This window comes from Calderihabitans maritimus (assembly GCF_002207765.1).
GTDB classification, from domain to species: Bacteria; Bacillota; KKC1; order Calderihabitantales; family Calderihabitantaceae; genus Calderihabitans; species Calderihabitans maritimus.
The window spans coordinates 24720-37630 of record NZ_BDGJ01000008.1 but is presented as its reverse complement, the minus strand read 5'-3'; the positions used below and the strand labels follow the sequence as shown (position 1 = coordinate 37630).

11 protein-coding genes are annotated in these 12911 nt (G+C 50.6%); 5 read left to right on the top strand and 6 right to left on the bottom strand.

The window, feature by feature from the left end; translation table 11 throughout:
* Positions 1–220: 220 nt before the first annotated feature.
* Positions 221–1681: a long-chain-fatty-acid--CoA ligase gene (locus tag KKC1_RS01575; RefSeq protein ID WP_088552761.1), complete on the top strand. Its 1461-nt coding sequence runs from the start codon at positions 221–223 to the stop codon at positions 1679–1681.
* Between the two features lie 99 nt (positions 1682–1780).
* Here the strand turns inward: KKC1_RS01575 and KKC1_RS01570 are convergent, their stop codons facing one another.
* Genes KKC1_RS01570 through KKC1_RS01560 form a run of 3 tightly spaced genes read right to left on the bottom strand, consistent with a single transcriptional unit; the run spans position 1781 to position 3575 of the window.
* Positions 1781–2575, bottom strand: coding sequence for an ABC transporter permease (locus tag KKC1_RS01570; protein WP_088552760.1), 795 nt, complete (start codon positions 2573–2575; stop codon positions 1781–1783).
* Between the two features lie 17 nt (positions 2576–2592).
* Positions 2593–3267 (bottom strand): ABC transporter ATP-binding protein, encoded by a 675-nt coding sequence (locus KKC1_RS01565; RefSeq protein ID WP_238134162.1) that lies wholly within the window; start codon positions 3265–3267, stop codon positions 2593–2595.
* Positions 3264–3575 carry a PadR family transcriptional regulator gene (locus KKC1_RS01560; RefSeq protein ID WP_088552759.1) on the bottom strand — a complete coding sequence of 104 codons (312 nt, stop codon included), beginning with the start codon at positions 3573–3575 and terminating at the stop codon, positions 3264–3266. Before KKC1_RS01560 ends, KKC1_RS01565 begins: the two co-directional genes overlap by 4 nt.
* A 297-nt stretch (positions 3576–3872) precedes the next feature.
* Between KKC1_RS01560 and KKC1_RS01555 the strand changes: the two genes are divergently transcribed.
* Positions 3873–4262 carry a DUF302 domain-containing protein gene (locus KKC1_RS01555; RefSeq protein WP_088552758.1) on the top strand — a complete coding sequence of 130 codons (390 nt, stop codon included), beginning with the start codon at positions 3873–3875 and terminating at the stop codon, positions 4260–4262.
* A 233-nt stretch (positions 4263–4495) separates the two neighbouring features.
* On the top strand, positions 4496–6160 hold the full coding sequence (locus tag KKC1_RS01550) for an FAD-dependent oxidoreductase (RefSeq protein WP_088552757.1): 1665 nt from the start codon (positions 4496–4498) through the stop codon (positions 6158–6160).
* A 257-nt stretch (positions 6161–6417) separates the two neighbouring features.
* On the opposite strand, the gene KKC1_RS01545 is transcribed toward KKC1_RS01550, so the two are convergent.
* The 3 genes from KKC1_RS01545 to KKC1_RS01530 all read right to left on the bottom strand — a co-directional run bounded on the left by KKC1_RS01545 (position 6418) and on the right by KKC1_RS01530 (position 11719).
* On the bottom strand, positions 6418–8217 hold the full coding sequence (locus KKC1_RS01545) for an S-layer homology domain-containing protein (protein ID WP_088552756.1): 1800 nt from the start codon (positions 8215–8217) through the stop codon (positions 6418–6420).
* Positions 8218–8306: 89 nt separating this feature from the next.
* On the bottom strand, positions 8307–11237 hold the full coding sequence (locus tag KKC1_RS01540; RefSeq protein ID WP_088552755.1) for a fibronectin type III domain-containing protein: 2931 nt from the start codon (positions 11235–11237) through the stop codon (positions 8307–8309).
* A 200-nt stretch (positions 11238–11437) separates the two neighbouring features.
* Positions 11438–11719, bottom strand: coding sequence for a helix-turn-helix transcriptional regulator (locus KKC1_RS01530; protein ID WP_088552765.1), 282 nt, complete (start codon positions 11717–11719; stop codon positions 11438–11440).
* 152 nt (positions 11720–11871) lie between these two features.
* Between KKC1_RS01530 and KKC1_RS01525 the strand changes: the two genes are divergently transcribed.
* Entirely contained in the window at positions 11872–12321 is a 450-nt protein-coding gene (locus KKC1_RS01525) for a helix-turn-helix domain-containing protein (protein WP_088552753.1), read from the top strand.
* A gap of 112 nt (positions 12322–12433) precedes the next feature.
* Positions 12434–12895, top strand: coding sequence for an ImmA/IrrE family metallo-endopeptidase (locus KKC1_RS01520; RefSeq protein ID WP_143288650.1), 462 nt, complete (start codon positions 12434–12436; stop codon positions 12893–12895).
* The last annotated feature ends 16 nt before the right edge of the window (positions 12896–12911 follow it).

Below are 12911 nucleotides of genomic sequence, written 5' to 3'. Positions count from 1 at the left end.
TTCACTATAAAAGTGACATTTTCTCACGATAATTAACCCCTTTTTGGGGTGACATTTTGTCAAGTTATTGACAGCCCCTCAGTCCCATTTGCGAATAAAAACAAGGCACTTTCAGTTCCAAAAAAGAGGAAAAAAAGGCTTGTTGACGAATTCCAAATTACCGAGTACATTCCTGCACTATATTGGGCCATACTAAACTTTTAAAGGGAGAGAGATAGAAATGAAAATTCATGACCTCGCCGCTCTTCATGCGGAAGCAACGGAACGTACGGCCTTAGAGTATCAAAATACCCGAATATCTTACGCGGAATTAAACAAGGCTGTTAATGCTTACGCTTCCTACTTTATCTCCCAGGGCATCCAGCCCGGTGACAGGGTTGCCTTAGCGCTTCCAAACTGTCCAGAATTTATTTTTGCTTACCTTGGCATAACCAAAGCCGGCGGAGTAGCCGTTCCTCTGAACCTGATGCTCACTCCGGAGGAAATTGTCTATATCGTCAAAGATGCCGCACCACGCATATTGTTAACCCAGCCGGATATGGCCAACAAACTGTCAGCCTTAGTTTCAAATTCCCCTACACAAGCAGTACCTCTAGATGAAAAGACCAAAAGTCAAATTCTTTCCCAACCACTCACTTCTTTTCCTGAAGTTGATGATGATCAGGTATGTACTTTTCTCTACACCTCGGGTACTACCGGTCATCCCAAAGGAGTTATGCTTTCTCACCGTAACTTTGTTAGCAATGTCAAGTCCTTAAAAGATTTTTCAAAACTTGGACCGGAAGAAAATTTTCTTGCCGTATTACCTATGTTCCACAGCTTCGGGTGGACAGTATGTGTTTTAACTCCCCTATATTTAGGCGCCAAGATTACTATTTTAGACGCTTTTCGCCCCAAAGAGGTCCTAGATACTCTTGCCAATAAAGATATTACTATTTTCTGCGGTGTTCCCAGCATGTTCGCCGTATTACAAAAAATGAGTCCTCGGAATACTTTTCCTAAACTCTGGCTGGTAATATCCGGCGGAGCAGCGCTCCCCGGCGAAGTACAGCGGGGTTTCGAAGAGAAGTTCGGTGTTTCTATTGTAGAGGGTTACGGACTCACCGAAGCTTCACCGGTGGTATGCCTTAATCCAATTTACGGTAAAAGAAAAGCAGGCTCCATCGGCGTTTCCATACCAGATGTAGAAGCTAAAGTAATAGATGAAACGGGCCGTGAACTGCCGCCGGGTGAGGTAGGTGAGCTGGTAGTACGCGGGCCCAATGTTATGAAAGGGTATTACCGCCGGGAGGCCGACACCCGGGAGACCCTCAAAGATGGTTGGCTTCACACCGGCGACCTGGCACGCCGCGATGAAGACGGTTATTTCTTTATCGCAGGGCGCAAAAAAGAATTGATCATTACCGCCGGCTTCAACGTTTATCCCAGAGAAGTAGAAGAACTCCTGCTGTCTTATCCGGGCGTTGCCGAAGCTGCCGTAATCGGTGTTCCCCATCCCGTAAAAGGGGAAACAGTCAAAGCCGTGATAGTACCGGAAGAGGGACATACCCTGGAACGCCAGGAAATTATAAAATACTTGAAAGAACGCTTGGCCCAGTATAAGATTCCTGAAATTATCGAATTCACCGACAGCCTGCCTAAAGGCCCGGGCGGGAAAATACTCAAGCGGCTTTTACAATAAGCCGGGTGACGAGAAGTATAAACTTAGAGCCCCGCGTTACGGGCGGGGCTCTTCAACTTCCTTCATTTTCATAAACAGTTTACCCTGTTGAAATGCGACCTATCCATCCCCTCCAGGTAGCTCCAGCTGACTTCTTTCATTAAAGAAAGCCTTATATCCCAATTGTACCAGCATAAATACAGTAAGCGATACACTGCCCAGGATTCCCAACATGATAGCAATCTGGTATTCAATAGCAGTCAGGGGAGAAACGCCCGAAAGTATCTGCCCGGTCATCATCCCGGGTAAGAATACGATGCCCATACCTACCATTGAGTTAATAGTCGGAAGAATGGCAGCGGCGAAGGCATCATTTACTATACTCTGGGCCGCCATCTTGGGGGTTGCCCCTAACATCAAAGCTCCTTCCACCTGTTCTCTCTTATTCTTCATTCCACTAATCAGCCTCTCCACCCCTAAAGACACCCCGGTCATGGAATTACCGATTATCATTCCCGCTATCGGAATAAAATACTGAGCCTCATACCAGGGTTGCAGGTTTATTACCACCACCAGAAAATAGCCCAGGCTGACTGACGTCCCCAAAATCATGGAAAGGGCCACAATTTTCTTCAACCGCAGGGGTATCCTGGATTTAACCCTGCTGAAGATATTCTGGATGGCAAAAGCCTCCATGACGACAAAAACGGAAATGGTCAAAAGGACATGCTCTTGGTCGAAAATAAAAGTCAAAATATATCCTACCAAGATTAACTGTATGGTCATGCGGGCGGCGGCCAGGATTATCTCTTTCTCGTAACCGATTCTCCGCCCGCGTACCATTAACAAAAGAATGAGTATAAAAACATATGCCGCCATAAGTTGAAACGTACCGATATTAATAATCTGCTCCACCTTAACTCCTCCTCCGCTTAAGCCAGCGTTCCGGCGGCGGTGTTAACCCCCACCTTGACAACCCTTCCCTCTTCCAACGTCACGATATATTCCCCGTAATTTTGGGCCATTTGCTTGGAATGAGTTACCATGATGAGAGTTCTTCCTCCGGACTTCACATATTCCACCAGTCTCTTTATTACATGCTCCTCCGTTTCTTCATCCAGGGCAGAAGAAGGCTCGTCCAAAAGCAAGACCTCCGGCTCCAGGAGAAGAATCCTGGCCAGAGCCAAGCGCTGCTTCTCTCCACCTGACAAATCGGCCGCGGCAACGTGAAGTTCCTTGTCCAATTTAACCATTTGCAAAGCTTTTCTCAGCTCTTCATCAGGAGCTACCGGAATCTCGGAAAAGATAAACCCCTGGATTAAATTATCTTTTATCGTGCCGGGAAAGATGGTCGGATTCTGGGGCAGCATAACTACGCGGCGGCGTAGTTTCACCGGGTCCAGCTCCCTAACGTTTCTGCCTTCAAAAAAAACGTCACCGCTGTCACAGCTTATCATATGGTTGAGAAGTTTCAAAAGCGTGGTTTTCCCGCTACCGCTCCCCCCCACGATACAGGTTACTTTGCGGGGCGGTATGGCCAGCTCGTCAATGAACAGCACGTTTTTATATCTTACCTTCCGCAGCTCAAACATTACCTCACCCCTCATTTCTCCGCTATCTCCCTGACCAGTTCCAACGCCTTCTCTCTAGCCTCGTCCAAAACCACCTTCCCCTCTTCCGTAATGGTATAGTATTTCCTAACCTTGCCTTCCACAATTTCTTCCCGCTTCGCCAAAAGCCCGCTTGCTTCCAGGTTATGAAGAAGCGGGTAGAGAGTACCGGCGCTAATTTCATAACCGTGTCTTTTCAGTTCCTCAATCATTGCCCTCCCGAAAATGGGCTCTTTTTCCGCGTGATAAAGTATGTGAAGCTGTACAAAACCCAGGAAAAGTTTGCGCAAGATTTGTTCCTTCATGGCATCCTCCTTTTTATATCAACTCACGATATCGATTATCGATATTATAGGCTACAATATCCCGTATGTCAATCATAAAAAATGCCGCGAACTTACCGGCAGACCTTTCACGTTCACAAATTTTTCAAAGTTTCTACACTTCTTCTTCACCAACTATAAACAACCATCGCTTAAACTATAGTTAAGCATAAACAAAAACTTCTGGCTGTTCGGCTAAAAAATACAAGCCAGAGCCAACAGAAGGTATCAATTCACTTGTTTTTCAACAAACTATAAAAAAACCAGGGGGGGATTGCATTGTTCGATTATACTGTAGACACAAACAAAGACTTTTCCCAGGCCATCACTGACCTAAAGCAAACCCTAAGTGAGGCCAAATTCGGTGTTCTTTGGGAACTGGACGTGCCCGAAAAGCTAAAGGAAAAAGGGGTTGAGTACCAGGGAAAACTGCGGGTCCTGGAGGTCTGCAACCCCCACCATGCCAAAAAAGCTCTCGAAACCAACATACGCGTCGGATACTTTTTGCCCTGCAAGATAGTAGTCTACGTAGAGGATGGACGGACCAAAATCGGGATGGTTCGCCCCACAGCACTGGTAGACATGCTTGATGATGCTGAACTGCGCAATTTTGCTTCACAGGTGGAAAAAGAACTGGTAACTGCTCTGGATAAGGCAAGTAAAAATTAATTCCCCAATGTGTACCCGAACAAGATCCGTATTCAATCAACTTGCATTTCTTCAACAGTACAACTAATCAATTAAGCAGGGAGGCAGGACAAACCTGCTTCCCTTGTTAATTGGAATAAAATTCTTTACCCCTGAAGCATTTGTTACTATAATACTCCATAAAGGCTGTTGAGCTAGCGCAAAACATAACATAATTAAATTCAATACATCAAAAAAAGCAGAGGTGATGAACGATTTCCAAAAAAATAGTTATCATCGGAGGTGTGGCTGCCGGAGCAGGAGCTGCTGCCAAAGCCCGCCGCACAGACGAACAAGCCCGCATCATCATATTTGAAAAAGGACCGTATGTCTCCTTTGCTAATTGCGGTCTCCCATATTATGTAGGTCATCAGATTAAAGAGCGTAACGAACTCTTCCTCGTAACTCCAGAACGGTTCCGGCAGCGATTTAACATTGACGTCAGAGTTAACCATGAGGTGACAGCTATAAACCCCGAGGAAAGAAAAGTGGAAGTTGTTGACCATTTCACCGGTAACACCTTCATAGAAACGTATGACAAACTGATTATTGCAACCGGGGCAAGTCCTATCAAGCCCCCTATAGAAGGTGTTAACCTGAATAACGTCTATCACTTATGGACTGTTCCTGATGCCGACGCGGTTAAAGCTTTTATTCAACAAAACAAACCTCAGCAAGCAGTAGTAGTAGGAGGTGGCTTCATCGGCCTGGAAGCGGTAGAAAACTTGCTGAAGTACGGTATCAAAGTTCACTTGGTAGAAATGCTTCCCCAGGTCATGCCCGCCTTTGACCAGGAAATGACCGTTCCCTTGGTAAAGCACCTCAGGCAACTGGGGGTAGAAATTCACCTCAACGACGGGGTAGCCAAATTCCTGGGCACGGGTGAAGTTAACGGCGTTCAGTTGGCCAGCGGCAAGATTATCTCCGCTCCCCTAGTCATCCTTGCCGTAGGGGTCAAGCCCAACACCGAGCTGGCTGAAAAGGCGGGCCTGGCCATCGGAGAAAAAGGCGGTATTGTCGTGGATACTCGCATGCGCACCAGCAATCCTGACATCTATGCCGCCGGTGACGTCGTGGAAATCTATCACCTGGTCAGCGGCAAGAAGGTTCGCATTCCCCTGGCCGGTCCAGCCAACAAACAGGGACGGGTGGCCGGCGCTAACGCTGCCGGGGGTGATCTGGAATTCAAGGGAGCTTACGGTACCAGTATCGTGAAAGTGGGCAAGCTTACCGCCGCCAAAACGGGGCTCAATGAAAGGGAAGCCAGGGACGCAGGCTTTGATTACCAGGTCTCTTATACCCATTCCCCCGATCACGCCGGCTATTACCCGGGGGCAGAGACCATGATGGTTAAAGTTATCTTTGAAAAGAGTACCGGCCGCCTCCTTGGGGGACAGATTGTGGGACCCAAAGGAGTGGATAAACGTATAGACGTTCTCGCCACGGCTATCTACAGCCAGCTTACTGTCTATGACCTGGAGGATCTGGATCTGGCCTATGCCCCGCCATATTCCTCAGCCAAAGATCCCGTAATCATAGCCGGCATGGCTGCTGCCAACATTTTAAGGGGCGAGGTGGAGGTATGGACCGCCGCCGACTTGGCTGAAGCCTTGGAAAAAGGCGAAGACTTACAGTTGGTAGACGTACGAACGCCGGATGAATATCGCGAAGGCCATATACCCACGGCCGTCAATATACCCGTGGACGACCTGCGCAAGAGAATCGGAGAACTGGATCCTCACCGGAAAACCGTCCTGTACTGCGGTATCGGCTACCGTTCTTACCTGGCTTACAGGGTCTTGAAGGATAAAGGTTTCTCTGACCTGGGACACCTGAGCGGCGGGTATCGCAGCTGGAGCCTCACTTTACCGGAGAAATAAAAAAATCCCCGCTGGAGTACTTAATGCCAGCGGGTTTTTTTACCTTCGCTTACCGGAATGGCCCGGACGATTGCTTCTACCTACCACCCTGTTTGGTTCGATCTTAAAGAAGGTGCTGTATACTTTCTCCATTTTACCGGTAAAATTAGAAGTATCTACGTTGAGGTTCTTTCAGGATAATGATATACACTTGAGGTTAAATTCAGTTCGGCATTGTCTAAGGGAGGCAGGACATATCTGCCACCCTTTTTGCACTGTCAAACGCCAGTAGTCGATTCTGTATAAATCAGGTCCAGCAAGCGCAGGATCATTGTGGCAGCCTCTGCCCGGGTGACGGTGTTTTCCGCCCGGAAGGTGCCATCGGGATACCCTTCGACAATGCCTTCCTTCGCCGCCACGGCAACGGCTTCCTCCGCCCACGGCGGAAACTCGTCGGCATCGGCAAATGTCGGCGCCTCACCTGATACCGGCCCAAGCTCCTTCACCACTATTCTGACCATCAGGGCTGCCAGTTCGGCACGGCTGATGGGTTTATCCGCTTCAAAGGTAAGACTCCCGTCCGACTGCGGATAGCCTTTTACTAAGCCCTCTCTGGCTACCGCAGCTACCGCACCGCGCGCCCAAACAGGAATGTTTTCCGCGTCTCTGAATATCGCAAGTTCTTCTTCACCGCCCGGATCCAGCTTCAAACCTCGCATCAGGATAGCCGCCGCTTCCGCCCGCGTAATATTGTCCTCGGGCTTAAATGTCCCATCAGGATAGCCGTTAATGACCCCCATGCTCGCTAGGTGGGCTACGGTCTGGGCTGCCCAGTGGTTTTCCATATCCTTAAAAGTAACCTTGTCCACCGCGAAAACGGCAAATAAAGTAAGGTGGTTTACTTTAACCGTAACAGTGCCCTTGCTATCATCTACTGTACCTTCTACCCGAACCCACTCCTGGGCACCCTCATTGTAATAGAAGACAGCCGCTTCCTGATTTTCGCCCAGCCTGTCTTTGTCGTAGTAGAGGGTGATGGTAATCTCGCCTTCCACCTGGCCGTTTTCAACCGTAATGTCCACTACCCGGCTAACAAGAGGCATACCCGCACCCTTGGCTTTACTGTCGCTCACAACTTCCGCCACGATAGCGGCATTGCTACCCGTTACCGAACCGGCGGGGACTTCTACCCTTACCAAATCAGCCATCTCGGCCACGGTAGCGGCTCTGGATCTAACCGTCTTTCGAACACGCTCCTGGGTAGGCCCTCCGCCACCTCCGCCGCCGGAAGAGCCGCCACCGCTGCTGCCGGAAGAACCGCTGCTTTCACCGTTGTCCCCGGAACTGCCCCCACTGTCTCCGCTGCCAACCGGTGCTGCCTGGGTAGTAAAGCTGAAGGTATATTCGTTCTCCAACAAATTACCCGCCATGTCCTTCACCGCTCCGGCCGGAACCATAACCGTGTATTCAGTGTCGTACTCCAGGTTGGTTTCAGGCGCTAGCGTCAGTGCATTGCCGCTGATGCTCTTCGCTACGGCCACGGTATCACCATTTCCATCCTTTACCACTACATTGTCGTAAGCATCGCCTTCAATGATGTCTTCGCTGAAAGTTAGGATGATAGCTCCGCTTACCGGAACACCCGCAGCACCGTCAATGGGATCGGTCGCGCTGACCGTTGGCGGGATGGCGTCAACACCGACCGCTGTGAGGTTAACTTCCTGAACGTCCCCGGATTTAAAAATCACAGTTTCAGCAGCCGTTACACCGTCTACCTCAAAGGTTACTAGTTTCCCCTCGTCTGCTGCGGTACCGTTAACTATCAGTTTAGGAATAAGAGGGTTGCTGGAACTTCCATACTTACCGGTCTCACTCAACGTAATCTGCCCGCGCACCTCTCCGTCGATCTTGGCCGTGATAACTGTTCCAACCGGTGCCGGCCGGCCGTTGAGGTCGACTGTACCGTAGTAGGCGGCCGGAGGAGCCGGAGCTTCAGCGGCAAAGGCCAGCGGGGATAACACCAAAGAAACCACCACTAGAGTGACGAGCATGGCCTTATGAAGCAACTCTTTTCCCAAAGAGGCACACCCCCTTAATTTTCCTTGCCCGGCCCTGCGGAAAAGGCCGCGCCCGTGAGCGCGGCCCTCACACACAACCGGAAAAGTGATTACTTTACCGCAGGATACGGATACCTTCCTACAGTTACCGGAGTCGTGCTGAGACCAGCCAGCTTACCCTCCTCGTCCATGTATACCCAGTATCCATAGTGCGTATCTACTAAATAGTCAGCATACCCATTCCACGTCGTTGCCCACGAATCGGGATTAACCGCGGGACTCACCGCCACGCTCCACAATCTATCAACAGAACTCAGCGCCTGAGATAACGGACGGTTGTCCGTGAAGCCAATGAGGTTCCAGCCTGCAGCCAGATCTTTCACCGGCGGGTTTGTCGGAGCCGTTGTGGGCTTGATCCCGGCCAGCGTACCCTTCTTCAGCTTGATGTACACCGCTTCTAGTGGTTCTAAAGTATTGTTATCCGTGGTAACCTGTACCCATTGCTGGTTTGCTGCATCAAACTTGTAGGCAATCTCTACATCCTCCGGATTGATCACATCGCCCAGGAGCGCTTGGTTACCGGCAAGCTGTACCGGAACGGAGAAAGTAGCCCATCCTTCCGGCCCGGGTGTCAGCTCCCAGTAACCCAGTACGGGATAGCCCTGGCCGCCGTTGTCAGCGACCACGCCCTCGGACTCGTTACCATGCACGTCAAGCGTCGTCACCTTGAACTGTACCTTGTCGCTGCCGAGGACGAAGCTCCCAGGAATTTGAACAGCAATTTCACTCGTCTCAGACATATCCGAGGAAAGCCACTCGGATAAAACCCATTCATCGCTGCCGGATAAGGCTGTATACACAGCTACTCCAGCCAGATCCTCATCCTCCGGTGTCGTTAAAGTGAGGATAAATCTGCCCGCACCCGGAGCCGGCTTAACGGTGAGATCGGTAACCTCACCCGGTGCGGTGGTATCAACAGCAGTCTGCTTGGGCAGGTAGCCATGGCCAAAATAGTTTTCTTCCACTCCGCTGGACTCGTTGCCCACGTCATCCACTGCGGTGAGCTTTACCTCGTAGGCATGCCCGTTAGCCAGGCCAGTAATCAGGTAGCGCTCAACGCCCCTGTCCACCGGCAGCGGACCTAACCAGGCGTCTCCCGGGGTGCCGATAGGCCGATAGTACACGTTTATATGGTCCAGGTCTTCATCAAACGGATCATCCCAACTGACCTCTAGGCTGTTGCCCTCAGCCGGAATCGTTACCTCTACATTGGTGACCTCACCGGGCGGAGTCTCGTCTTTAGCGGTGTACCCCTGGCCGCCATTGTTCAGTTCAAAGCCCGGAGATTCATTGTAAACCGCATCTACAGTCGTGATCTTGAACTCATATGCGGTCTGACCGGTGCGGTCGAGGCCGGTAAATTCGTACCACCCAACGTTTTTCGCCACTGCCGCAGGCGTATTCCAGGTGTCGCTGCCTTTCTCCCGTATATACACATTCACGTGGTTGAGGTCGAGGTCTTTCGGATCGTCCCAAATTAACTCGATGGTACCACCAGAGGGCTCTGCCCAGACATCAACAACAGTCACCTCGCCGGGCGCCTGAGTATCGGTCGGTATATATCCTTGGCCGTTGTTGTCTGCTACGACACCATCCGACTCGTTGTCGTAAACATCAACTGTGGTCACCTTTACCGCATAGGGCGTCCCGTTGGCAAGGTCGGTAACGTATACCGCTCCGGTAACCGTGTCAAAAACTGTGCCAAAATAGGTCCAGTCAGTTTCGTTCAGCTTCCGGTAGTATACTTTGGCGCCGGCATAGTCGCCGTCATCCGGATCGGTCCACTGAAGTTCCAGACTACCGCCGGCCGGTACAATGCTGACCGTTAGGTCGCTCACTTCCGCCGGAGGCTGAATATCCCTGGCTGCATAACCTTGACCGTTGTTGTCGTCAATCGTGCCCTCGGATTCGTTTCCAAACCCGTCTCGGGTGGTTACCTTAACCGCATACTTAATCTCCCCTGACGAATCGAGATCCGTTATGGTGTAAGTCTGAACGCCCGCCTCTACCTCGGCGGCCGGAGTCCAATTCTCCTCTTCAATTGTTTTATAATACACTCTGGCACCGGCATAGTCGCCGTCATCCGGATCAGTCCAGCTCAAGACCAGCTGGCCGCCTTCAGCGGGAGCTTCCACAGTAAGGCCGGTAACTTCTCCGGGCGGCACCTTGTCCACGGCGGCGGCATACCAACCGTCGGCGGGGAGCCTGCTGCTATTCCCGGCGTTATCCTCCGCGGTGAAGTAGTAGTAGACAACGTCTCCTACGGTCGTGCCGGAAAGGTCAACGGTGGCTGCGTAAACACCGTCTCCTTCCTGGGTTAAGCCTTGCTGCAGTTTCGTTTCCTCATCCCCGATCTTGTATACTAATTGAACCGCCTCGACGCCCGCCGGTACGTCGGTAGCGGTGACGGCAAAACGCTCAGCGCCGCTGCCTGCAATAACAGCCCCGTCGGCCGGTACGGGATCGCTGAGTACAGGACCAGTTGCATCCACCTGGAACGTGAACGGACTGCCTGCTACAGTATCGTCAAAGTTGCCTGACTGGTCCAAGACATAGAGGTATACTTTATAGGTATCCTCGGGAAAAGCCGCTTTCGCCACTCCCAAGCTCCATTCATACACGTCCCCGCCCACACTCGAATCAAAATTCCAACCAGTTATGGTCGCCTCAATAGATTTCCAGGCGTTACTCCAACCTCCGCCAAACGGATCCTGTAAATATTCTCCCTGGCTGTTTTGGATAGCCACCCTGACACTGCTCACACCGTCAGGATCATACGCTCTTCCAACAACAGATGAGACTTCCCCTACGACACTATCCGGTGCTGGAATACTTAAGGAACCCTGGGAATCATCTTCTCCTGCCACCGCCGGCAAAGCGGGGAACAACGTTAGGAGCAGAGCTAAAAGAGCAACTGCTGACGTTAATTTTCTTCCATTTCCTTTAAAAAGAATCAACCAACGCACTCCAGTTGAATTCACTTCTTATTTCTCCCTCCTTTTCCAATTCTGCCCTGATGAAAATTTTCGATAGAACCACCTTGCGTTTTCCACTCTTTGCTCTCACCCCCGATTTGGCAGACGTCGTTTCTAATAAAGCACTGCGAAACAGCTCTCCGCCTTCACCTCCCCCACCGGCTCTCAACAAAGCACCAGGTAAGGACCGCCGTTCGCTGCCAGTTTTACGGGTGATTCGAATCTGAATTCTCATCATCACGTTCCGCATCCAATTCATCTTCATATTGCGTTTCGTGATTATTTTCGGCAAAAAAAAGCTCGTCCACGGTTACCCCAAAAAAGTCTGCCAGCTTTTTCTCGATAGCCTTCCTGGGATGCCGGTGACCACCCTCAATCATGGCGTAAGCGCTCTGGCTGATCCCTACCGCTTCCGCAACCTCCCTTTGGGTAAGCCCCCGTTCTATACGAAGCCGGTACATTTTTTCGTTGCGCATGGGAATCACCATTTCTGTCACAAACTGTAACAGCCTTACATTTAATAATATAATCACACTTTGCAATATATGTCAATAGGTTTACGAATAAAAAATTCTTTTTAGTGATAAACTATTGTCTAATATCACGCATGGTGCTACATTGACAGCGAGGTGTATGAGCAATGAAACCACTAAGCGAAAGGCTGGCGGCCCTGCGCAGGGAAAAGGGCCTTTCCCAGGCCGAGCTGGCCAAGCAATTAAACATGGGGCAGAGCACCATAGCCATGTACGAAAGAAACCGGCGTACCCCCGATCCGGAAACGCTGGAAAGGCTCGCCGATTTTTTCAACGTATCGGTCGACTACCTGCTGGGTCGCACCGATTACCGCGGAAAACCAGAGCCAAAATATTTAGGCGAGGTTCGCGAGCAGGACAATATTCCCTTCGAGCCAAAGCTCAGGCAGGCGCTCACCGATCCTCTTTTCGCCGACCTTTTAAAGCGCATTACGGACCTTACCCAGGAAGAAAAAGAATCCCTGGCTGAATACTGGGACTGGGCTCTGAGGGTGATAGAAAAGGAAAGAGAGCGGCGCAAAAAGGCCCTTACCAATGAGAAAAACTCCACGTCTTGATGAGTGGAGTTTTTTATATTTATGACAAAATTCGAAAAAAAATTGTACCATATAGGTTGTATAATTTTAACGAATGGAAATAGTAGATCCTACCAGAAAGAGGGTGTCGCTGTTGAATACAGGGATGGTGCAGGCTTTGAAAGTGGTTGAAGCGTATAACCTTCATACATTTCCCAATCTTCACTGCCTTCGCAACCTGGCCAGACAAGAAGATATTATAATAGGAAGTTTCCCTTTCAAGGGGCGTATCACGGAAACTTACATCAGAACGCCCGACGGTATAGCACTGCTGACGGTAAAAAGAGGCCTGCCTGAAGCGGAACTGAAGCATGCGTTGGCTCACGGCCTCGGCCACCATTTCCTGCACAAAGCCCCCGGTATCTATGTTCAGAAGATTCTAGAAAGCAGGCTTGAGGAGGATGCGGAAGATTTCGCAGCCGTGCTTCTGGTCCCGCCTGCTGCTCTAAAGAGCATGGGCAAACGAATTTCCCCCCGGGAGATGGCGCATCTGAGCCGCATACCCTACCCGCTGGCCTGCCGGAGAGCGGACCTGGCCGAGAAATACATGCTTTGACGCACGGAAGGCGGCT

What these genes read in the sequence shown, in the direction of transcription:
- KKC1_RS01575 (WP_088552761.1), top strand. Translation starts at nt 221, where the DNA reads ATGAAAATTCATGACCTCGCCGCTCTTCATGCGGAAGCAACGGAACGT.
- KKC1_RS01565 (WP_238134162.1), bottom strand. Translation starts at nt 3,267, where the DNA reads ATGAGGGGTGAGGTAATGTTTGAGCTGCGGAAGGTAAGATATAAAAAC.
- KKC1_RS01560 (WP_088552759.1), bottom strand. Translation starts at nt 3,575, where the DNA reads ATGAAGGAACAAATCTTGCGCAAACTTTTCCTGGGTTTTGTACAGCTT.
- KKC1_RS01530 (WP_088552765.1), bottom strand. Translation starts at nt 11,719, where the DNA reads ATGGTGATTCCCATGCGCAACGAAAAAATGTACCGGCTTCGTATAGAA.
- KKC1_RS01525 (WP_088552753.1), top strand. Translation starts at nt 11,872, where the DNA reads ATGAAACCACTAAGCGAAAGGCTGGCGGCCCTGCGCAGGGAAAAGGGC.